Genomic DNA, 20,448 nt, shown 5'->3' with positions numbered 1-20,448 from the left:
CTTGCTGGCGTGGCGCGCCGATGAGGCGGTGAAGTCGGTCCTGATCGACCATTCGGGCGAGCGCGGCTTCTGCGCCGGGGGCGACATCCGGATGATCGCCGAGAGCGGGGCCGGGGATGCGTCGGAGGCGAAGGCCTTCTTCCTCAGCGAATACCGACTGAACCATCTGATGTTCGAATACCCCAAGCCGATCACCGCGATCGTCGACGGAATCGTCATGGGCGGCGGGGTCGGCATCTCGGAACCGGCGGAGGTGCGGATCGCCACCGAACGGACGACCTACGCCATGCCCGAGACGGGCATCGGCCTGTTTCCCGACGTCGGCGGCGGCTGGTTCCTGTCGCGGCTGCCGGGGCAGACGGGCGTCTGGCTGGCGCTGACCGGGGCGCGGCTGAAGGCGGCGGACACGGTCTTCCTGGGCATTCACAGCCACTATCTGCCCACCGACGCGCTGGAGGCGTTCAAGGCCATTCTGGCGGCGGATCCGGCCCATCCGGCGGATGTGGCCGACGGCCTGGAGGCCGACCCGGGCGAGGCGCCGGTCGAGGCGCATCTGGAGGCCATCGACCGGCTGTTCGCCTTCGACACGGTCGAGGAAATCTTCGCGGCGCTGGAGGCCGACGGCTCTGAATGGGCGCTGGCCCAGCGGGCGATCCTCAGGACCAAGTCGCCCCAGTCGATGAAGGTCACCCTGCGCCAGCTGCGGACGGGAGCGACGCTGGCGACCTTCGCCGACAACATGGCGATGGAGTACCGGCTGGGCGGCCGCGTGGTCCGCAGTCACGACTTCCAGGAGGGCGTGCGCGCCGTCATCGTCGACAAGGACAATACGCCGGACTGGTCGCCCGCCGATCTGTCGGGCGTGACCGATGCGATGGTGGAGGCGCTGTTCGCGCCGCTGCCGGAGGGCGAGGAATGGTCGCCGCTGGCCTGACGGCGGGCCCTTGCTTTCGTCGCAAAAGCCGCGCGTAGATCGCCGATCACGGGAGGGCTTGCTGATGAAGTGGATGCTGATTGCGGCGATGGGCGCCCTGGCGTTGGGCGGCTGCGTTCCGACAAGTCTGGAAACCGCGCGGGACCAGCTGGAACTGGGCGCCCGCGAGCGTGGGGCGCGCCACGCGGCGGCGATCAGCGACCCACGCCGTCTGCCGGCGGAGGTGGCCCGGGATCCGTTGCGCAAGCCTGCCGAGATGCTTGAGGCCATGCGCCTTCACGAGGGGGCGGTTATCGCCGACATCCGGCCGGAAGAGGGCTATTTCACCCGGCTGTTCGCGCCCGCCGTGGGCGAGACGGGTCACGTCTACGCCTTCGTGCCCAACCAGACGGCGCAGCGCGAGAACGGCTTCGCCGACACCCTGGCCTCGACCTATCCGAACGTCAGCCGTGTGACGGGCGCGCTCGAGACGATGACGTTCGACCGGCCGCTGGACGTCGTCTTCATGGGCGAGGAGTACCACGACTTCACCATCCCCCGGTTCGGCGTCGACGTGGCGCGAATGAATGCGGCCGTGTTCGCGGCGCTCAAGCCGGGCGGACGTTACGTCATTCTCGACCACCAGGCCGCTGACGGGGCCGGAATCAGCGTCGCGGGTACCCTGCACCGGATCGAGGCCGCCGAACTGCGGCGCCAGGTCGAGGCGGCGGGCTTCATCTTCGACGGCGAGAGCGACGCGGTCCGCGTGCCTGCCGACGACCATTCCCTGAGCGTCTTCGACGAGAGCATCCGCGGCCGGACCGACCGGTTCGTCTACCGCTTCCGCAAACCGGACTGACGGCGACCCGCGTTTGGTCTAGATTCCTGATCAGCGCCGCGAGAGCGCCCCAGGAGGATTTCCCATGCGTCGTTCCCTGTTCATGGCCGCCGTGGCGGTCGTCGCCCTGTCTTCCGCCGGCTGGACCGTTGTCCCGGCGTCCGACCCCCGGAGCTATGCGGCCGTGCTGGCCGACCCGGTCCGCACCGAGGCGGACCGCGCCCGCGACGAGGCCCGGCATGCGGCCGAGACGCTCGACTTCGCCGGGGTTCGGCCGGGCGACAAGGTCGCCGACATGATCATCGGCGGCGGCTATTTCACCCGTATCTTTTCGGCCGCCGTGGGGCCTGAAGGGCGGGTCACCGCCTGGCAGCCCGCCGAGTTCATCGCCTTCCAGGCCAGCTATGGCGACGCCCTGACGGCGGCGGACGCCCTTCCGAACGTGGACGCCATCCGATCGCCGATCGGCGCGCCCGAGTTTCCGGCCGGGCTGGACCTGATCTTCACGGCCCAGAACTATCACGACCTGCATCTGCAGCCGTTCCCGACGGACACGGCGGCCAAGGTCAATGCGGCGGTCTTCGCCGCCCTGAAGCCGGGCGGGCGCTATGTCATCGTCGACCACCACGCCGCCGCCGGATCGGATCTGTCGGTCGCCCACACCCTGCACCGGATCGACATCGAGGCGGTCAAGCGCGAGGCGGCGGCGGCCGGGTTCGTGCTGGACGGCGAGAGCGACGTGCTGGCCAGTGCGGCCGACCCGCGCACGGCGAATGTCTTCGACGGCTCGATCCGCGGACGCACCAGCCAGTTCATGCTGCGGTTCAAAAAGCCGGGCTGAGCGAAAAACCGGCCGGCGCCGCTGGCGAGCGGGCGGGGGACGGGCTAACGCTCCCGAAAATCATTCGGGAGACGCCGCCATGACCACCAGGATCGCCTTCATCGGCCTCGGCAACATGGGCGGAGGCATGGCGGCCAACCAGGCCAAGGCCGGGCACGCCGTCGCCGCCTTCGACCTGTCGCAGGCTGCGCTGGACCGGGCGAAGGCCGCTGGCTGCGCGCCGGTCGGATCGGTGGCCGAGGCGGTCAAGGACGCGGACGTGGTCATCACCATGCTGCCCGCGGGGCCGCATGTGCTGAAGGTCTATTCGGAGCAGATCATCGGCGCGGCGCCGACCTCGGCCCTGCTGCTGGACTGTTCGACCATAGACGTGGACACGGCGCGGAAGGTGGCGGGGCTGGCCAGGGACGCGGGCTACGCCTTCGCCGACGCGCCCGTGTCGGGCGGGACGATGGCGGCGGACGCCGGGACCCTGGCCTTCATGGTCGGCTGCGACGAGCCGGACTTCGCCCGTATCGAGGCGGCGCTGGAGCCGATGAGCCGCGCCACCTTCCGCGCCGGCGACCACGGGGCGGGGCAGGCGGCCAAGATCTGCAACAACATGATCCTGGGCATCACCATGCTGGGGACCTGCGAGGCCATCGGCCTGGCCGAGAAGCTGGGGCTGGACCCGGTGAAGATGTTCGACATCGTGGCCAAGTCGTCGGGCCAGAGCTGGTCGGTGACGACCTATTATCCGTGGCCGGGCCCGGTGCCGACGGCGCCTTCGAACCGCAACTACGACGGCGGTTTCGCGGCGGCGATGATGCTGAAGGACCTGAAGCTGGCGCAGGACGCGGCGGCGAAATCCGGCGCCTCGACGCCGCTGGGGGCGCAGACGGAGGCCCTGTTCCAGATGTTCAACGGCCTGGGCTACGGCGGTCGGGACTTCTCGGCCATCCTGCAGATGCTGCGCGGCAAGCTGGACGACCTGCCGAAGGAATAGGGCTCAGGGTTCGATCCGCGCCGGCGTCGGGTCATGACCCGAGGTCGGGGAGGTCAGTTTTTGAGAACCGTTATCAATTAAGGGTTTGCGGCGTTTTGTCCGCCCCGATTCATGGACAAATCGTCCACATCGGCGCATCACGCGGCAAGGATTTCGCCGCCAGCAGAGCTGTCAGTTGTTCGACTACAAGGCCGCATTCGAGACCGCCGTGGAGCAGGTCAAGGGCGAGGGGCGCTATCGCGTCTTCGCCGACCTCAAGCGCGTGCGCGGCCAGTTCCCGAAGGCGATCCGCCGTCGCGAGGACGGATCCGAGCAGGACGTGATCGTCTGGTGTTCGAACGACTATCTGGGCATGGGCCAGCATCCGGTCGTGCTGGAGGCCATGCAGACCGAGATCGATGCGGTCGGCGCGGGCGCCGGCGGCACGCGCAACATCTCGGGCACGACGCGGTCTGCGGTCGATCTGGAAGCCGAGCTGGCGCACTGGCACCAGAAGGAAGCGGCGCTGCTGTTCACCTCGGGCTATGTGGCCAATGAGGCGACGCTGACGACGCTGCAGCGCATCCTGCCGGGCCTGATCATCTTCTCCGACTCGCTGAACCACGCCTCGATGATCGCGGGCATCCGCAACGGCGGCTGCGAGCGGCACATCTACGCCCACAACGATCTGGAACACCTCGAAAGCCTGTTGCGCGACGCGCCCGCGGACGCGCCGAAGCTGATCGCCTTCGAGAGCGTCTATTCGATGGACGGCGACATCGCCGACCTGGCCGGGACCATCGCCCTGGCGAAGAAGTACGGCGCCATGACCTATCTCGACGAGGTCCATGCGGTCGGCCTGTACGGCGCGACCGGCGCGGGCGTCGCCGAGCGCGACGGAGTGCTGGACGGGATCGACATCGTCGAATGCACCCTCGGCAAGGCCATCGGCGTGATGGGCGGATACATCGCGGCGGACGCCGTGATCGTGGACGCCGTGCGCAGCTGGGCCTCGGGCTTCATCTTCACCACCAGCCTGCCGCCGGCCCTGACGGCGGGAGCCCTGGCCTCGGTGCGCCATCTGAAGGCCCATCCGGAACTGCGCGAGGTCCATCAGGAGCGCGCCGCGACCCTGAAGGCGCGGTTCACCGCCGCCGGCATCCCGGTCATGGAGTCCGTCAGCCATATCGTGCCGGTGTTCGTGGGCGATCCGGTCCACACCAAGATGATCTCGGACATGCTGCTGGAAGAGCACGGCGTCTATGTCCAGCCGATCAACTATCCGACCGTGCCCAAGGGAACCGAGCGGCTGCGCTTCACGCCCTCGCCGAACCACACCGACGCCATGATGGACGATCTGGTCCGGGCCATGGACGCCCTGTGGACCCACTGCAACGTGGCGCGCCTTCCTGCCGTCGCCTGACGACAGCCTCGGCGAGGTGATCGTCGAACTGACGCGCAACGGGCCGTATCTGAAATGCTCGGCCGTGCACGTCGCGACCGGCGTCGAGGCGTCCGCCATCGGCCCGGTGAACGAGCCCAAAGGCCTCGAACGGATCGCGATCGCGAAGCTGAAACGGGTCCTTCTGTCGCGCTGACCCACCAGATGTTGTGGTAAACGGGCGTCGGGCCTAAATGGGTTCTCAGCCAAGCTTCGAGGACTCCCAGTGACCGCCTTCACCCACGCCGACTATTTCTCGAAGAGCCTTGCCGAGGCCGATCCCGATATCTTCGGCGGCATCCAGGGCGAACTGGGCCGGCAGAAGGAGCAGATCGAGCTGATCGCTTCGGAGAACATCGTCTCGAAGGCGGTGCTGGAGGCGCAGGGCTCGGTCCTGACCAACAAATACGCCGAGGGCTATCCGGGGCGCCGCTACTATGGCGGCTGCGAATACGTCGACGTCACCGAGGACCTGGCCCGCAACCGGGCCAGGCAGCTGTTCGGCTGCGCCTTCGCCAACGTCCAGCCCCACTCGGGCGCCCAGGCCAACCAGGCGGTGTTCCAGGCGCTGCTGACCCCGGGCGACACCTTCCTGGGCATGGATCTGGCGGCCGGCGGCCACCTGACCCACGGCTCGCCCGCCAACCAGTCGGGCAAGTGGTTCCGGCCCGTGACCTACAAGGTCCGCGAGGACGACTGCCTGATCGACTACGACCACGTCGCCGAGATGGCCGAGAAGGAGAAGCCGAAGCTGATCCTGGCGGGCGCGAGCGCCTACAGCCGTCACATCGACTTCAAGCGGTTCCGCGAGATCGCGGACTCGGTCGGCGCCTATCTGATGGTGGACATGGCCCACTATGCGGGCCTGATCGCCGGCGGCGTCTATCCCGACCCGCTGCCGCACGCCCACGTCGTGACGACGACGACGCACAAGACCCTGCGCGGACCGCGCGGCGGCATGGTGCTGTCGAACGACATCGAGCTGGGCAAGAAGATCAACTCGGCGGTCTTCCCGGGCCTGCAGGGCGGGCCGCTGGAGCATGTCATCGCCGCCAAGGCCGTGGCCTTCGGCGAGGCGCTGAAGCCGGAGTTCAAGCTGTACGCCAGACAGGTCGTGACCAACGCCCAGGCGCTGGCCGCCGTACTGGTCGAACGCGGGGCGGCCATCGTCTCGGGCGGCACCGACAGCCACCTGATGCTGGTCGACCTTCGGCCCAAGGGCGTGACGGGCAAGGCCACCGAGGCCGCCCTCGAGCACGCCCTGATGACCTGCAACAAGAACGGCGTGCCGTTCGACACCGCGCCCTTCACGGTGACCTCGGGCGTCCGCCTGGGCACGCCGGCAGGCACGACGCGCGGTTTCGGCGTGGCCGAGTTCCAGCAGGTCGGCCACTGGATCGCCGACGTGATCGACTCGATGAAGGGTACGGACGAGGCCGATCCGCAGGTGCAGGCGCGCGTCGCCGGGGAAGTCCGCGCGCTCACAAGCCGCTTCCCGATTTACGGATAACCGGCTGATGAAATGCCCTTTCTGCGGACACCAGGACACCCAGGTGAAGGACAGCCGCCCGTCGGATGACGGCGCAGCCATCCGGCGTCGGCGGTCCTGCCCGCAGTGCAGCGGGCGTTTCACCACCTTCGAACGGGTGCAACTGCGCGAGCTGATGATCCTGAAGCGCAACGGCCGCCGCACGCCCTTCGACCGCGACAAGCTGGAGCGGTCGCTGAACGTCGCCCTGCGCAAGCGGCCGGTGCAGCCCGAACAGGTCGAACAGCTGGTCAGCCGCATCACCCGGCAGCTGGAAAGCCTGGGCGAGACGGAAATTCCGTCCTCGACCGTCGGCGACTTCATCATGAAGGCGCTGAAGTCGGTCGATGAGGTGGCCTATGTCCGCTACGCCTCGGTGTATAAGGACTTCCGCCACACCGGCGATTTCGCACGGTTCCTGGGCGATGAGGGTCTGGACGAAAACTGATGCGCCCGCGCGTCACCCTGAAGCTGGCGACGTCCCTCGACGGGCGGATCGCCACCGCGACCGGTGAAAGCCAGTGGATCACCGGCGAGGCCGCGCGGCTGGAAGGACACCGCCTGCGCGCCGCCCACGACGCCATTCTGGTCGGGATCGAGACGGTCCTGCACGACGATCCCGAGCTGACCGCGCGCCTGCCGGGCCGCCCCATCGATCAGCCGCTGCGCGTGGTCCTCGACAGTCGCCTGCGGACGCCGCCGACAGCCCGCGTCGCAAGCGGGGACAGCCTGATCCTGACGGTCGTCGAACCGTCGCCGATTGGAACCGCGGTCGTCGAACGCGTCGAGGCCGATCACGGCCGTCCGTCCGTCGCGGCCTGCCTCTCGGCGCTGAAGCGCCGGGGCGTGTCATCCGTGCTGATCGAGGGCGGCGGACAGGTGGCCGCCAGTTTCCTGCGCGCCGGCGTCGTCGACAGGCTGGAGTGGTTCCGCGCCCCGATCTTTCTGGGCGGGGAGGGGCGGCCGTGCGTGGCGGCTCTCGGCCTTGCAAAGCTGGCCGCCGCCCCCACCTTCCGGCGCGTGTCGGTCGAGCCCGTGGGGGACGACCTTTGGGAGCGCTACGAGCGTATCGGATGAGGATGGACAGCACCGGTTCGGACATTTCCCGCAGCGGCTTTGCGGGAAAAACGGCCAGCATCCAGAGACTTGCCGGTCGAAATGTCCGAACTGTCCCAAAGTGTCCCACGTTTTTCGCCGGACATTCGGACACTTTGGCGGAGGCTTCGGCCCGAAGGAACCAGGCCTGATGTTCACCGGGATTGTCACGGACATCGGCCGCGTCCGTTCGGTCAGCCAGACCGAGCGCGACCGCCGCTATGAGATCGAGACGGCCTGGGACACCTCGGGCATCGATCTGGGCGCGTCCGTCAGTCATGCGGGTTGCTGCCTGACCGTCACCGAGAAGGGGCCGGGCTGGTTCGCGGTCGAGGTTTCGGGCGAGACGCTGTCGAAGACCAGTCTGGGCGACTGGGCTGAGGGCCACAGGGTCAATCTGGAGCGGGCCGCCAAACTGGGCGACGAGATGGGCGGCCATGTGGTCTCGGGCCATGTCGACGGGCTGGGTCGGGTGGCGGCGATCGAGCGCGAGGGCGGATCGCACCGGGTCCACATCGAGGTTCCCGCGCCGCTGCACCGTTTCATCGCGCCCAAGGGCTCGATCACCATGGACGGCGTGTCCCTGACCGTGAACGGGGTCGAGGGGCAGCGTTTCGACGTCAACCTGATCCCGCACACCTGGGACGCGACCACCCTGGGCGGTCTGAAGGTGGGCGATGCGGTGAATCTCGAGATCGACATGCTGGCGCGATACCTCGCGCGGTGGCAGGAGACGGCGTGATGCAATTGGCCGCGAACATGAACGACAGCCCGATCAGCCCTATCGAGGACATTCTCGAGGACGCCCGCAACGGCAAGCCCTACATCCTCGTCGACGCCGAGGATCGCGAGAACGAGGGCGACATCATCATTCCGGCCCAGTTCGCCACGCCGGACCAGATCAATTTCATGGCCCGCCACGCGCGCGGCCTGATCTGCCTGGCCATCACGGGCGAGCGCGCGCGCCAGCTGCGGCTGCCGCCGATGGCCGCCGACAACCGCGAGAGCATGGGCACGGCCTTCACCATCTCGATCGAGGCGCGTGAAGGCGTGACCACGGGCATCTCGGCCGCCGACCGCGCCCGGACGGTGCAGGTCGCCTCCGATCCCTCCAGGGGCGCGGACGACATCGTCTCGCCGGGGCACGTCTTCCCGCTGGTCGCGCGCGACGGCGGGGTGCTGGTCCGCACCGGCCACACCGAGGCGGCGGTGGACATCAGCCGCATGGCCGGACTGACGCCGGCCGGGGTCATCTGCGAGATCATGAACGACGACGGATCGATGGCGCGGATGCCCGATCTGGTCGCCTTCGCCCAGCTGCACGGGCTGAAGATCGGCACCATCGCCGATCTGATCGCCTATCGCCGCCGCACCGAACGCTATGTCGAGCGGGTCATGGATACGCCGTTCGAGAGCGTCCACGGCGGCCCGTTCCGGCTGATGCTGTACCGGAACACCATCGAGGGCGCCGAACATGTGGCGCTGGTCCACGGCAAGATCGAGCCGGGCAAGCCGACGCTGGTGCGGATGCACCAGGTCGATTTCGCCGCCGACCTGCTGGGGCATGTCGAGGCGCGGCAGTCCTATATTCCGCAGGCCCTGAAGGCGATCAGCGACCATGGGGGGGCGGGGGTGACCGTCTTCCTGCGCGATCCGGACCTGCACGGACTGGCCGAACGGCTGGCGGGCGTGGAGAAGCCGGTCGCGATGGACCGCTCGATCCGCAACTACGGCGTCGGGGCGCAGATCCTGCTGGATCTGGGCGTGCGCGACATGATCGTGATGAGCTCGACCCGCCCCAATCCCGCTGCGTTGGAGGGCTACGGCCTGCGCATCGTCGGCTGGCGTGACATGGACGGAGAAGACCAATCGTAAGCGAGCCCATCCGCGTTCTCATCGTCGAGGCGCGCTTCTATGACGATCTGGCCGACGCCCTGCTGGAAGGGGCGAAGGACGCCCTGCGCGCCCAGGACGTGGAGTTCGACGTCGTCTCGGTTCCGGGCGCCCTGGAAGTGCCGACGGCGATCGCCCTGGCCGTCGAGGCCGGCCGCTATCCGACCGCCCCCCGCTATGACGGCTATGTCGCCCTGGGCTGCGTGATCCGCGGCGAGACCTATCATTTCGAGATCGTCTCGGATCAGTCGGCGGCGGGAATCCGCAACCTGGGCCTCAACGGCGTGGTGATCGGCAACGGCATCCTGACGACCGAGGACGAGGACCAGGCCTGGGCCCGGGCCCGCATCAGCGAGGGCGACAAGGGCGGCGGCGCGGCGCGCGCCTGTCTGGACCTCATTGCCTTGCGCAAGCGGCTGCGCGTAGGACTGGGCGCGTGACCGAACCCGCCAGCATCCAAGCCGTCCTCGCCCAGCTCGCAGAGGCCGAGAAACAGCGCGCCGAGCCGCAGCTGACCAGCCGCCAGCGCCGCGCGCGCACCGTGGCGCGCCTCGCCGCCGTCCAGGCCCTGTATCAGATGGAGCTGGCCGGTGAGGGGGTGGAGACCGTGATCTCCGAGTTCCTGAACCACCGCTTCGACGCCGACATCGAAGGCGAACCCCTGGCCGAGGCTGACGAGGACTATTTCGCCCAGATCGTGCGCGGCGTGGTCGGCGGCCAGCGGGACATCGACGACGCGGTCAAGGCGCGGCTGGCGTCGAACTGGCGCATGGAGCGCCTCGACTCCACCCTGCGGGCCCTGCTGCGGGCCGGGGCGTGGGAGCTGCGCGAGCGGCAGGACGTGCCGCGCGAGATCGTCATCGACGAGTATGTCGAGCTGGCCAAGGCCTTCTTCGACGACGCCGAGGCCAAATTCGTGAACGCCGCGCTGGACGGCGTGGCCCGAGACGCGCGGCCCAGGGCCTGATCCGAACATGCCCGCGGTCGATGTCGCCGGCGAGTTCGAAACCATCCGCCGCCTGTTCGCGCCGCTGGCCCATCCGGAATGGGGGCGGGGGCTCATGGACGATGTCGCCGTCGTGCCCACGCGCGCGGGCCATGACCTGGTCCTGACCAAGGACGCGATCGTCGAGGGCGTGCATTTCCTGCCCGACGATCCGCTCGACACGGTGGCGCGCAAGCTGATGCGGGTGAACCTGTCGGATCTGGCAGCCAAGGGAGCCGAGCCGTTCGGCTATCTGCTGGCCTGTCACTGGTCCCAGCGCTGCGGCTGGCCGGAACGGGTGACGTTCTGCGACGGTCTGCGGCTCGATCAGAAGGCGTTCGGGGTGGCCCTGCTGGGCGGAGATACGGTCTCGACGCCCGGGCCCGCGAGCTTCTCCATGACCCTGCTCGGCTGGATTCCGAAGGGGCGGACCGTCGGGAGGGCGGGCGCGCGCCCGGGGGATCTGGTGTTCGTGACCGGCGCGATCGGGGACGGCTGGCTGGGGCTGGAGGCGGTGCAGGACAGGCTGTCGCTGGATCCGGAGCGGATCGCGGCCCTTTCGGACCACTACCGCACGCCGATGCCGCGCGTGGAGTTCGCCGGCGTGGTGCGGGACCTGGCCAGCGCCGCCGTCGACGTTTCGGACGGGCTGATCGCCGATCTGGGGCATCTGGCCGAGGCCAGCCGGGTGCGGATCGAGATCGATCTCGAGCTCGCGCCCCTGTCTGCGGCCGGTCAGGTCTGGTTCGAGGGACGGGTCGACGGGCAGGATGCGCTGGAGAAGCTGGTCACGGGCGGCGACGACTATGAGATCGCCTTCACCGCGGCGGCTCGCGACGAGGCTGCGATCCGTCGGGAGGCCGAACGGCGGCATCTCCGGCTGACGAAGATCGGGCGTGTGACGGCGGGGCAGGGGGTCGCAGCCCGGTTCGGCGGCAAGCCGGTCGCGTTCGACCGGCCGGGCTTCACCCACGGCTGACAACGAAATCTCAAGGCGTGGCGGTCAGGGTGGGTCCATGCGCCGTCGTGACCTCATCGCCGTCTCCGCCGCCCTGCCGGTTCTCGCCGCCGGGAGCGAAGCCCTGGCCGGCGACCGGCCGGCGCCGGGCGGGGCCAGCATCAGCATGCCGGGCGTGGGTCTGCCGATCATCGCCGGCGGTCGGCTGAGGAACTATGTCTTCGTCTCCCTGAGGATGCATCTGGGCGGCGCGGCCACGCCCGAATCGATGCGGCCCAGGGAAGCCTTCCTGCGTGACGCGCTCGTGCGTGCGGCGCACCGGACGCCCTTCACCGTGGCGGACGACTGGACCGTCATCGACACGGCCGCCCTGTCGGCCAGCCTCATGCGCTCGGCGGCCGCGATCGCCGGCCGGGGCGCGGTCACGCGGGTCGAGATCGTCAGCCAGGCGCCCCGGCGCCGCACGGGCGTAAACGCCCGCTGAACTTCGTTCACCAACGCTGTTGCGTCGGACCCCGGCATTTGGCACGTTTCCGCCGCAATTCCCCAAGGACGCAACATGCGTCCGGTGCGCACGGGGGGACCGGAAGGCGGACAGAGGCGAATAACGCCCGCCGCGCCAAGGAACCGGGCGCCTGAACACACAGGGTTTGGAAACGCCATGAGTAACTATCTGTGGCTGGTCATCGCCGCAGGCGCGCTGGGAGTCCTCTACGGACTTGTCCAGACCGCCGCGCTGATGAAGGCCAGCACCGGCAACGACAAGATGCGCGAGATCGCCGCGGCGATCCAGGAAGGGGCCTCGGCCTATCTGCGCCGGCAATACACCACCATCGCCATGGTCGGGGTCGTGATCCTGATCGCGGCGTACCTGCTGATCGGGCCCTATGCGGCCATCGGCTTCGTCATCGGCGCGGTGCTTTCGGGCCTGGCCGGTTTCGCCGGCATGCTGATCTCCGTCCGGGCCAACGTCCGCACCGCCCAGGCCGCGTCGGAAAGCCTGGCCAAGGGCCTGGACCTGGCCTTCCGGTCTGGCGCCATCACGGGCATGTTCGTGGCGGGCGGCGCGCTTCTGGGCGTGGCCGGCTACTACGCCTTCCTGACCGCCGGCGCGGGCTTCGAGAGCACCAGCCGCGAGGTCATCGACGGCCTGGTGGCCCTGGGCTTCGGCGCCTCGCTGATCTCCATCTTCGCCCGTCTGGGCGGCGGCATCTTCACCAAGGGCGCCGACGTGGGCGGCGACATGGTGGGCAAGGTCGAGGCCGGCATCCCCGAGGATGACCCCCGCAACGCCGCGACCATCGCCGACAACGTGGGCGACAACGTCGGCGACTGCGCCGGCATGGCCGCCGACCTGTTCGAGACCTATGCGGTGACCACGGTCGCCACCATGGTGCTGGCGGCGATCTTCTTCCGCGACCAGCCCTATGTCGAAACCATGATGCTGCTGCCGCTGGCCATCTGCGCCATCTGCGTGGTGACCTCGATCATCGGCAGCTTCTTCGTCCGTCTGGGCAAGAGCCAGAACATCATGGGCGCCCTGTACCAGGGCCTGATCGTCACCGGCGTGCTGTCGGTCGGCGCGGTCTGGTGGGTCATCACCACCCTCGTCACCGGCCCGGTCACGACGACCAGCGGCCTGGTCATCGAGCCGATGAGCCTGTTCTGGTCCGGCCTTGTCGGTCTGGGCGTCACCGCGGCCATCGTGGTGATCACCGAATACTACACCGGCTCCAACTTCCGCCCGGTCCGCTCGGTCGCCAACGCCTCCGTTTCCGGCCACGGCACCAATGTGATCCAGGGCCTGGCCGTTTCGCTGGAATCCACCGCCCTGCCGGCGCTGACCATCATCGTCGGCATCATCGCCAGCTACCAGCTGGCGGGCCTGTTCGGCATCGCCATCGCCACCACGACCATGCTGGGCGTGGCGGGGATGATCGTGGCGCTGGACGCCTTTGGTCCGGTTACCGACAACGCCGGCGGCATCGCCGAGATGGCGGGCCTGCCCTCGGACGTGCGTCATGTGACGGACGCCCTGGACGCCGTCGGCAACACCACCAAGGCCGTGACCAAGGGCTATGCGATCGGTTCCGCCGGTCTGGGCGCCCTGGTGCTGTTCGCGGCCTATACGTCGGACCTGCAGTATTTCTCGGCGAACCCGGACCTGTATCCGTTCTTCGCCAACATGCGGGAGGTCGCCTTCGACCTGACCAACCCGTACGTCGTCGTCGGCCTGCTGTTCGGAGGGCTTCTGCCCTTCCTGTTCGGCGGCATGTCGATGATGGCCGTGGGCCGGGCTGCTGAATCCGTGGTGGCCGAGGTTCGCCGCCAGTTCCGCGAGAACCCGGGCATCATGACCTATGAGGTCAAGCCCGAGTACGGCCGCGCGGTCGACATCCTGACCAAGGCGGCGATCCGCGAGATGATCGTGCCGTCGCTTCTGCCGGTGCTGTCGCCGATCGTCCTGTTCGTGGCCATCCTGTTCCTGTCGGACAAGGCGGACGCGTTCGCGGCCCTGGGCGCCATGCTGATGGGCGTGATCGTTACCGGCCTGTTCGTCGCCATCTCGATGACCTCGGGCGGCGGCGCATGGGACAACGCCAAGAAGGTCATTGAAGAGGGCTTCACCGACAAGAACGGCGTCGTCCACGGCAAGGGCTCCGAGGCTCACAAGGCCGCGGTGACCGGCGACACGGTCGGCGATCCCTACAAGGACACCTCCGGTCCGGCGGTGAACCCGATGATCAAGATCACCAACATCGTCGCCCTGCTTCTGCTGGCGGTGCTGGCGAGCGGCAAGATCGTCTGAGTCTGATCGGCCTCTCCGGTTCGCCGGGGAGGCCGGCCATCCTGAAAAGAAAGAGGCCCCGGAGAGCGATCTCCGGGGCCTTCTTCATTCCGATATGCGGAGCGATCAGTCGTCCCGGCGCTGCTGGCCCGGGGTGTCCTCCTCGGTGCGGGGCAGCTGGCCGCGGCCGACGTTGCCGAGCAACTGTTCGAGGATCGTCAGCTGGCGTCCGCGAGTCGGGGTCTCGCGGCCGTTCATGGCCACGACACGTCCGTCCTCGAGACTGAGATTGTTGACCGCCGCCACCTGACCGGCGTCGTCGAAAGTGATCTCGGTCACCGAGCGCTGGGTGACCTGGGCGCGGTTGTAGGTGTATTTCTCGGTCACCTGGCTGATGTAGTACCAGACGTTGTCGCTTTCGAAGGTCGAGGTCGTCGAAGGCGATCCCAGCTTGGTCAGCACCGTCTGTTTGTTATCGGTGCCGGCGACGATGTCGGCGGGCTTGGCGTCGATGGCCTGGAAACCGTTCTGGCCGATCACCGGGGCGCAGGCGGCGGTAAGGGCCGCGGCCGACAGAACGGCGATAAGGAGCTTGGAACGGAGCATTTGCGGCGCCTGCGACTTCAACAAGGTCTTTGACCTAACCGGACCCGAGCCTTAGTTCAACGGCGCGGCGGAAAAGGGGCCGCATGATCATGCTTCAGAATCTGTTCCGTACCCGTCCCCGGGAGCGCCTGGGCCAGCCGCTGTATGAACTGGCCGTGCGCCAGGCCCGCGATCCGGGCTTCTATACGCAGCTGGGCGTCGCCGACCGCATCGATGCGCGATTCGAGCTCTACACCCTGCATGTCCTGCTGCTCGTCATGCGCCTGCGCGATGAGGGCGAGCGCGGGGCGCAGGCGGGGCAGGACCTTTTCGACACCTATGTCTCGGCTCTCGACCACGCCCTGCGCGAACTGGGCGTGGGCGACATCTCGGTGGGCAAGAAGATGCGCAAGCTCGGCGAGGCCCTGTACGGCCGGATGACGGCGTATGAGACGCCGCTGCGCGAGGACGATGCGGCGGCCCTGTCGGCCGGTCTGGCGCGGAACATCTACGAGAGCGAGGACGCCGCGACGGGCGAGAGACTGGCGGCCTATGCGCTGTCCAGCCGGGCCCGCCTGGCGGCGCAGGATTTCGACGCGGTCGTGGCTGGTCCCGACTGGGCGGAGGTGAGCCAATGAGCGTTCCGAACCTTCCCTACAGCGAACCCGTTCGCCTGCACCAGGTCGCCGGCGGGGTGAAACGGACGCTCGAGCCCGACGCGGCGGCCCGGGCGCGGATCGCCAAGGCGCTGGATCTGGCGTCGCTGGATTCGTTCACGGCGGACGTGGACCTGGCTCCGACGGACGCCGGCTGGCGCCTGTCCGGCCGTGTTCGCGCAAGTCTGGCCCAGACGTGCGGCATCACCCTCGAGCCGCTGCCGGTCGAGATCGACGCGCCATTTTCCGTCTCCCTGGCCGAGGCCGTGGACGAGGACTCGGACGAGATCATCATCACCCTGGACGACGAATCGCCGGACCTGATCGAGGACGGACAGATCGACCTGGGCCAGTATGCGGTCGAACAGCTGGCCCTGCGGCTGGATCCGTTCCCCCGCAAGCCCGGCGCCGAGTTCGTCCAGCCTCCGGAACCCGCCGAAATCTCGCCCTTCGCGGTGCTGAAGCAACTCAGGCCCACCGACGAAGGTTGACGCAGCGGCGGCGTGGTTGCATCCCCCCGCTGCGGCGCTATCGTCGCCACACTGACAAGCGCCGCACGAGCGGCGCGACGGAGTCGAAACGGCTTGTCATCCCCCATCCTGATTTCGCTCGACGCCATGGGCGGGGACCACGGTCCTTCGGTCGTGGTGCCCGGCATTCGTGATTACCGCAAACGCCATGGCGGCGAGGGCGTGCGTTTCCTGCTGCACGGCGACGAGACGGTGATCCGGGCCGAGATGGCGAAATGCGCGCTGACGGAGGAGGTCTGCATCGTCCGCCACACCGACAAGGTCGTGGCCATGGACGAGAAGCCGGCCCAGGCGATGCGCCGCGGCAAGGGCTCCAGCCTGTGGAACGCCATCGAGGCGGTGAAATCGGGCGAGGCCGGGGCTGTCGTGTCGGCGGGCAACACCGGCGCCCTGATGGCCATCTCCAAACTGCTGCTGCGCATGTCGGCGCCCGGGCTGGAGCGACCGGCCATCGTGGCCGGCTGGCCGACGCCGAAGGGCGTCACGGCCGTGCTGGACGTGGGCGCCAATGTCGAGAGCGACGCCGCCCAGCTGGTCGAGTTCGCGATCATGGGCGAGGCGTTCATGACCGCCGTTCATCACATCAAGAAGCCGACCATCGGCATCCTGAACGTCGGCTCCGAGGACATGAAGGGCCACGAGGAGGTGCGCGAGGCCGCCCGCCTGCTGCGCGAGGGCGGCTTCGGGCTGGACTATTTCGGCTTCGTCGAGGGCACGGACATCGCCAAGGGCACGGTGGATGTGGTCGTCACCGACGGCTTCACCGGCAATATCGCGCTGAAGACGGCCGAAGGGGTGGCCAAATTCATCGCAGGGCTGATGAAGGAGGCGCTGACCTCCAGCCTGACGTCCAGGATGGGCGCGCTGCTGGCCATGCCGGCGCTGAAGCGCATGAGCCAGAAGATCGACCCCAACGCCAACAACGGCGGACCCCTGCTGGGCCTGAACGGGATTGTGGTGAAAAGCCACGGCGGCGCCACGCCGGGCGGCTATGGCGCGGCCATCCGCGTGGCTGTCGAACTGGCCCGCAGCGATTATCTGAGCAAGGTCAGCGACAGCTTCAGCCGCCTGACCGCCGTACTCGAACAGCCGCCCGCACCCCCCGCGGACGCGGCCACGGAGACTTCCCAGTGAGCGTCATTCGCAGCGCCGTGACCGGCGTCGGCTCCTTCCTGCCGGAACAGGTCGTCACCAACGCCGACCTGGCGCAGATCGTCGACACCTCGGACGAATGGATCCAGGAGCGGACAGGCATCCGTCAGCGGCACAAGGCCCGGGACGATCAGCCGACCAGCGATCTGGCCGTCGAGGCGGCGAAGAAGGCCCTGATCGACGCCGGCCGCACGGCGGCCGAGGTCGACATGATCATCGTCGCCACGACCACGCCCGACATGACCTTCCCGTCCGTCGCCTCGATCGTGCAGCGCAAGCTCGGCGCGCCGACCTGCATCGCCTTCGACGTCCAGGCCGTGTGCTCGGGCTTCGTCTATGCGCTGAGCGTGGCGGACGGATTCGTGGCCCGCGGGATGTCGAAATGCGCCCTGGTCATCGGCGCCGAAGAGATGACCCGGCTGATGGACTGGACGGACCGGTCGACCTGCGTCCTGTTCGGGGACGGGGCCGGGGCCGTCGTGGTGGAGCCGCGCGAGGGGCAGGGGACCAAGGACGACCACGGTCTGCTGGGCTTCGCCCTGCGCTGCGACGGCACCAAGACCGATCTGCTGTATGTCGACGGCGGTCCGGCGACCACGGGGACCGTCGGCCACCTGCGCATGGCGGGAAACCAGGTCTTCCGGCACGCGGTGGTCAATATCGCCGAGGCCATCACCGCCTGCTGCGCCGCCTCGAACATCGAGATCGCCGATGTCGACTGGTTCGTGCCGCACCAGGCCAACCAGCGAATCATCAAGGGCGTCGGCGACCGGTTGGGGCTGGACGAGCACAAGGTGATCTCGACGGTCGCCATGCACGCCAACACCTCGGCCGCCTCGATCCCCCTGGCGCTCGACGCCGCCATCCACGACGGCCGGATCAAGCGCGGCGATCTGGTCCTGATGGAGGCCATGGGCGGCGGTCTGACCTGGGGCGCCTGCGCGTTTCGTCTGTAGGGCGTATTTCCGGCTTTCCATTTGACGAGGCTTGCCCTTTTATGTCGGCAACCGACCTTTGGAGGGGAGCGGACCTTGGCCGAACACCAGACCCTGACGCGCGCGGACCTGTGTGAAGCGGTGCACGAGGAAGTGGGCCTTTCCCGGCAGGAGTGCTCCTCGCTGGTCGAGCGCACGCTGGAACTGATCATCGAGTCGCTGGAGCGCGGGGAAACGGTCAAGCTGTCCGGCTTCGGCGTCTTCCAGGTGCGTGAGAAACGCGCCCGGATGGGCCGTAACCCGAAGACGGGCCAGCCGGCCGCCATCCACCCGCGTCGGGTCATCAGCTTCCGCGCCTCGCAGATCATGAAGGGCCGGGTTCACGACGCCGTCGTGCCCGCCTGACGCCTGTGACCAAGGGCCCGAACGCCTTCCGGACCATTTCAGAGGCCTCTGACGAGGTCGGCGCGCCCCAGCACGTGCTGCGCTTCTGGGAGACCAAATTCGCCTTCCTGACCCCGCTGAAGCGGGCCGGAGGACGGCGCTTCTACCGCCCGCAGGACATCGTCGTGCTCAAGGCCGTCAAGCGGCTGCTGCATGAGGAAGGCCTGACCATCAAGGGCGTGCAGCGGCTGCACAAGGAGCAGGGGCTGAAGCGGCTGGCCCACTATGGCGACCCCGACGGGACGGTGACGTTCGAGCCTGAAGGGGCCGCACCGACCGAGGTTTCCGCTCCGGCGAAGACCGCGCCGTCGTCCGTTCGCCTGCGTCAGGTGCTGGCCGAACTGGAGGGCGCCAAGGCCCGACTGGAAGCTGTCCTGTCGAGAAGCGCCTGAGGGCTGCTTTTTCGGTTTGCGACGCAGCGAACCCCGTCTATAGGGAGCGCCTCTCGGAGCGTGGCGCAGCCTGGTAGCGCACTTGACTGGGGGTCAAGGGGTCGCAGGTTCGAATCCTGTCGCTCCGACCATCTTCCGCAATGAAGACGGTTGGTTGAAGGGGTCGCCCTCGGGCGGCCCCTTTGCAATTGGGCGATTCACAGACCTGATTGCAGTCGGGTCTCGCATGCACTTCTGCCCCTTGGGCCTTTTCGACCCGCAACGGTTCAGGTAGTTCGCAATCAAGAGTTCGTTGGGGGATAACGGATGCTGGTTCGTTCATTGGCTGCGGCGACGACGCTGGCGCTGGGGCTCTGGGCCGCTCCGCAGCGGGCGGATGCGCAAATCCGGACGCAGGCGTCCACGCCCTTCATCATTCATGCCGGCATTTCGCGGGGGCCAGCGCCGGGCGACGAAGCCGTCGCGCAGCGCGGCCAGCCCCTGCTGATCCAGCGCGCCACGTCGATCCGCGCAGCCCGGCTCGAAGCCGAAACCCCCTCTCTGGCCGGGTTTCAAAAGGTGAAGTCGTTTCCTGCCGGCACGAAGATGTTCGGGGTCTATTCCCTGACAGGCTGGGTCTATTGCGCCGTGGCCGAGACGACCGCGTCCTGGTGGGCGGGGGATGAATCGATCTGTTACGAGGACGCTGACGGCGACGGCCGTTTCGAAACCGCCATGCTGTCCGGTGCGCCCTTCATGGGCGTGCCGCTGTTTGTCTTCGAACTGGGCGAACGCCAGGTCCTGGCGGAACCCGCGCCCTATGTCGTCATTCCCGGCGCGGAGGGGCCGTCTGTGGAGTTCGCGCTCGTCGCCAGCAGCGAGACGCATCGTTCGCCCGACGCGCCGGCCGAGGTCCCGCCGGTCGTCACAGTGACGGTCAACGGGGGCTTCCGGGCCAGCGCCGATCCCGGCGGGGTCGGTCGCAGCGAAAATCCGCCTACCACCCGGATCGCCGGATGGACCGGTACAGTCGTGCTGGGCCCCGAGCGGTCGAACCGCATCCGCATCCTGGGCGCCGAGCTGGAAATCCTCGGCCTGGGCGAAAACAACACGGTCCGCTATCGCGTCATTTCTCCCGCGCCTGCCCAAGTGGAACGGGTGGCGATGAGCGTCGTGCGGTCCACCACCTATACGCCGATCTTCATTCCGGGCTGACCATGATCCATCTCACCTTGATGCTGGCGGGTCTGGTCGCGGCAGCGCAGCAGACCCCGCTCCCCGCAGCAGACCCCGCCCCGGTCGACAGTGCGCCGACCGTCGACCGTTCGGCGCTCGCAGCGGTTCAAGCCCCGGAACGACTCGTTCGCCGGTTCGGTTCGGAAGCACCCGCGGTGCTCGCGAGCGCCGCCGAGACGACGGGCCTCGCTGAGGACGAGCTCGTAGCACCCGGTCCCCGCGGCGTCACGCTCGCCGAACTCGTCTTCGCCGTCACCCACGAGGGCGCCATCGATGTCGAGGACCTGCTGGACCG

25 protein-coding genes and 1 tRNA gene are annotated in these 20,448 nt (G+C 68.3%); 25 read left to right on the top strand and 1 reads right to left on the bottom strand.

The features are described 5' to 3' along the window. The 16 genes from V6M42_RS14630 to V6M42_RS14555 all read left to right on the top strand — a co-directional run. The coding region (locus V6M42_RS14630; RefSeq protein WP_332679176.1) for an enoyl-CoA hydratase/isomerase family protein at nt 1-934 on the top strand (934 nt) is incomplete at its 5' end. 64 nt (nt 935-998) lie between these two features. Further along, nucleotides 999-1,772, top strand: coding sequence for a class I SAM-dependent methyltransferase (locus V6M42_RS14625; protein ID WP_332660831.1), 774 nt, complete (start codon nt 999-1,001; stop codon nt 1,770-1,772). Between the two features lie 64 nt (nt 1,773-1,836). Next, nucleotides 1,837-2,592, top strand: a complete 756-nt coding sequence (locus tag V6M42_RS14620) for a class I SAM-dependent methyltransferase (protein WP_332679175.1) — start codon at nt 1,837-1,839, stop codon at nt 2,590-2,592. Continuing rightward, nucleotides 2,525-3,577, top strand: coding sequence for a 3-hydroxyisobutyrate dehydrogenase (gene mmsB / locus V6M42_RS14615; RefSeq protein ID WP_332679174.1), 1,053 nt, complete (start codon nt 2,525-2,527; stop codon nt 3,575-3,577). Before V6M42_RS14620 ends, mmsB begins: the two co-directional genes overlap by 68 nt. Nucleotides 3,578-3,752: 175 nt before the next feature. Further along, on the top strand, nt 3,753-4,979 hold the full coding sequence (gene hemA, locus V6M42_RS14610; protein WP_332660827.1) for a 5-aminolevulinate synthase: 1,227 nt from the start codon (nt 3,753-3,755) through the stop codon (nt 4,977-4,979). 16 nt (nt 4,980-4,995) lie between these two features. After that, nucleotides 4,996-5,154 carry a DUF6898 family protein gene (locus V6M42_RS14605; RefSeq protein ID WP_332660826.1) on the top strand — a complete coding sequence of 53 codons (159 nt, stop codon included), beginning with the start codon at nt 4,996-4,998 and terminating at the stop codon, nt 5,152-5,154. A gap of 69 nt (nt 5,155-5,223) precedes the next feature. Continuing rightward, the gene (gene glyA, locus V6M42_RS14600) at nt 5,224-6,507 is read left to right on the top strand and encodes a serine hydroxymethyltransferase (RefSeq protein WP_332679173.1); all 1,284 of its coding nucleotides are present in this window, start codon (nt 5,224-5,226) and stop codon (nt 6,505-6,507) included. A 7-nt stretch (nt 6,508-6,514) separates the two neighbouring features. After that, on the top strand, nt 6,515-6,973 hold the full coding sequence (gene nrdR / locus V6M42_RS14595) for a transcriptional regulator NrdR (protein WP_325743850.1): 459 nt from the start codon (nt 6,515-6,517) through the stop codon (nt 6,971-6,973). Continuing rightward, nucleotides 6,973-7,602: a RibD family protein gene (locus V6M42_RS14590; protein WP_332679172.1), complete on the top strand. Its 630-nt coding sequence runs from the start codon at nt 6,973-6,975 to the stop codon at nt 7,600-7,602. The genes nrdR and V6M42_RS14590 overlap by 1 nt, the downstream gene beginning before the upstream one ends. A gap of 169 nt (nt 7,603-7,771) precedes the next feature. Beyond that, nucleotides 7,772-8,362: a riboflavin synthase gene (locus tag V6M42_RS14585; protein WP_332679171.1), complete on the top strand. Its 591-nt coding sequence runs from the start codon at nt 7,772-7,774 to the stop codon at nt 8,360-8,362. Then, nucleotides 8,362-9,495, top strand: a complete 1,134-nt coding sequence (gene ribB / locus V6M42_RS14580) for a 3,4-dihydroxy-2-butanone-4-phosphate synthase (RefSeq protein WP_332660817.1) — start codon at nt 8,362-8,364, stop codon at nt 9,493-9,495. The genes V6M42_RS14585 and ribB overlap by 1 nt, the downstream gene beginning before the upstream one ends. Next, on the top strand, nt 9,489-9,953 hold the full coding sequence (ribH, locus tag V6M42_RS14575; RefSeq protein ID WP_332661039.1) for a 6,7-dimethyl-8-ribityllumazine synthase: 465 nt from the start codon (nt 9,489-9,491) through the stop codon (nt 9,951-9,953). The genes ribB and ribH overlap by 7 nt, the downstream gene beginning before the upstream one ends. Then, a complete protein-coding gene (gene nusB / locus V6M42_RS14570) occupies nt 9,950-10,480 on the top strand; it encodes a transcription antitermination factor NusB (protein WP_332679170.1) in 531 nt (176 codons plus the stop codon). Before ribH ends, nusB begins: the two co-directional genes overlap by 4 nt. Nucleotides 10,481-10,487: 7 nt before the next feature. Continuing rightward, nucleotides 10,488-11,477: a thiamine-phosphate kinase gene (gene thiL / locus V6M42_RS14565; protein ID WP_332679169.1), complete on the top strand. Its 990-nt coding sequence runs from the start codon at nt 10,488-10,490 to the stop codon at nt 11,475-11,477. Nucleotides 11,478-11,514: 37 nt separating this feature from the next. Beyond that, entirely contained in the window at nt 11,515-11,940 is a 426-nt protein-coding gene (locus tag V6M42_RS14560; RefSeq protein ID WP_332679168.1) for a hypothetical protein, read from the top strand. A 177-nt stretch (nt 11,941-12,117) separates the two neighbouring features. Continuing rightward, the gene (locus V6M42_RS14555; protein ID WP_332679167.1) at nt 12,118-14,265 is read left to right on the top strand and encodes a sodium-translocating pyrophosphatase; all 2,148 of its coding nucleotides are present in this window, start codon (nt 12,118-12,120) and stop codon (nt 14,263-14,265) included. A gap of 105 nt (nt 14,266-14,370) precedes the next feature. Here V6M42_RS14555 and V6M42_RS14550 read toward each other — a convergent pair whose 3' ends face one another. Then, nucleotides 14,371-14,850 (bottom strand): outer membrane protein assembly factor BamE, encoded by a 480-nt coding sequence (locus tag V6M42_RS14550; RefSeq protein ID WP_332660809.1) that lies wholly within the window; start codon nt 14,848-14,850, stop codon nt 14,371-14,373. A gap of 83 nt (nt 14,851-14,933) precedes the next feature. Here V6M42_RS14550 and V6M42_RS14545 point away from each other — a divergent pair, with 83 nt between their 5' ends. The 9 genes from V6M42_RS14545 to V6M42_RS14505 all read left to right on the top strand — a co-directional run. Beyond that, nucleotides 14,934-15,467, top strand: coding sequence for a ubiquinol-cytochrome C chaperone family protein (locus V6M42_RS14545; protein WP_332679166.1), 534 nt, complete (start codon nt 14,934-14,936; stop codon nt 15,465-15,467). Then, nucleotides 15,464-15,976, top strand: a complete 513-nt coding sequence (locus V6M42_RS14540; protein WP_332679165.1) for a YceD family protein — start codon at nt 15,464-15,466, stop codon at nt 15,974-15,976. Before V6M42_RS14545 ends, V6M42_RS14540 begins: the two co-directional genes overlap by 4 nt. A 126-nt stretch (nt 15,977-16,102) precedes the next feature. After that, the gene (gene plsX / locus V6M42_RS14535) at nt 16,103-17,149 is read left to right on the top strand and encodes a phosphate acyltransferase PlsX (RefSeq protein ID WP_442880983.1); all 1,047 of its coding nucleotides are present in this window, start codon (nt 16,103-16,105) and stop codon (nt 17,147-17,149) included. Further along, nucleotides 17,146-18,123 (top strand): beta-ketoacyl-ACP synthase III, encoded by a 978-nt coding sequence (locus V6M42_RS14530; RefSeq protein WP_332660803.1) that lies wholly within the window; start codon nt 17,146-17,148, stop codon nt 18,121-18,123. The genes plsX and V6M42_RS14530 overlap by 4 nt, the downstream gene beginning before the upstream one ends. Nucleotides 18,124-18,198: 75 nt before the next feature. Next, nucleotides 18,199-18,507: an integration host factor subunit alpha gene (locus V6M42_RS14525; RefSeq protein WP_056614459.1), complete on the top strand. Its 309-nt coding sequence runs from the start codon at nt 18,199-18,201 to the stop codon at nt 18,505-18,507. Nucleotides 18,508-18,512: 5 nt separating this feature from the next. Continuing rightward, complete coding sequence (locus V6M42_RS14520; RefSeq protein ID WP_332660802.1) at nt 18,513-18,938, top strand: MerR family transcriptional regulator; 426 nt, start codon at nt 18,513-18,515, stop codon at nt 18,936-18,938. A 54-nt stretch (nt 18,939-18,992) separates the two neighbouring features. Continuing rightward, nucleotides 18,993-19,069 (top strand) — tRNA-Pro (locus tag V6M42_RS14515). Between the two features lie 175 nt (nt 19,070-19,244). Continuing rightward, nucleotides 19,245-20,132, top strand: a complete 888-nt coding sequence (locus V6M42_RS14510) for a hypothetical protein (protein ID WP_332679164.1) — start codon at nt 19,245-19,247, stop codon at nt 20,130-20,132. A 2-nt stretch (nt 20,133-20,134) separates the two neighbouring features. Beyond that, a partial coding sequence (locus V6M42_RS14505) for a glycerol-3-phosphate dehydrogenase C-terminal domain-containing protein (protein WP_332679163.1) occupies nt 20,135-20,448 on the top strand: 314 nt, incomplete at its 3' end.

This window comes from Brevundimonas sp. (assembly GCF_036677305.1).
In the GTDB taxonomy this organism is placed as follows: Bacteria; Pseudomonadota; Alphaproteobacteria; order Caulobacterales; family Caulobacteraceae; genus Brevundimonas.
Note: the sequence above shows the minus strand (reverse complement) of the source record. Positions and strands in the feature narration are given on the sequence as shown.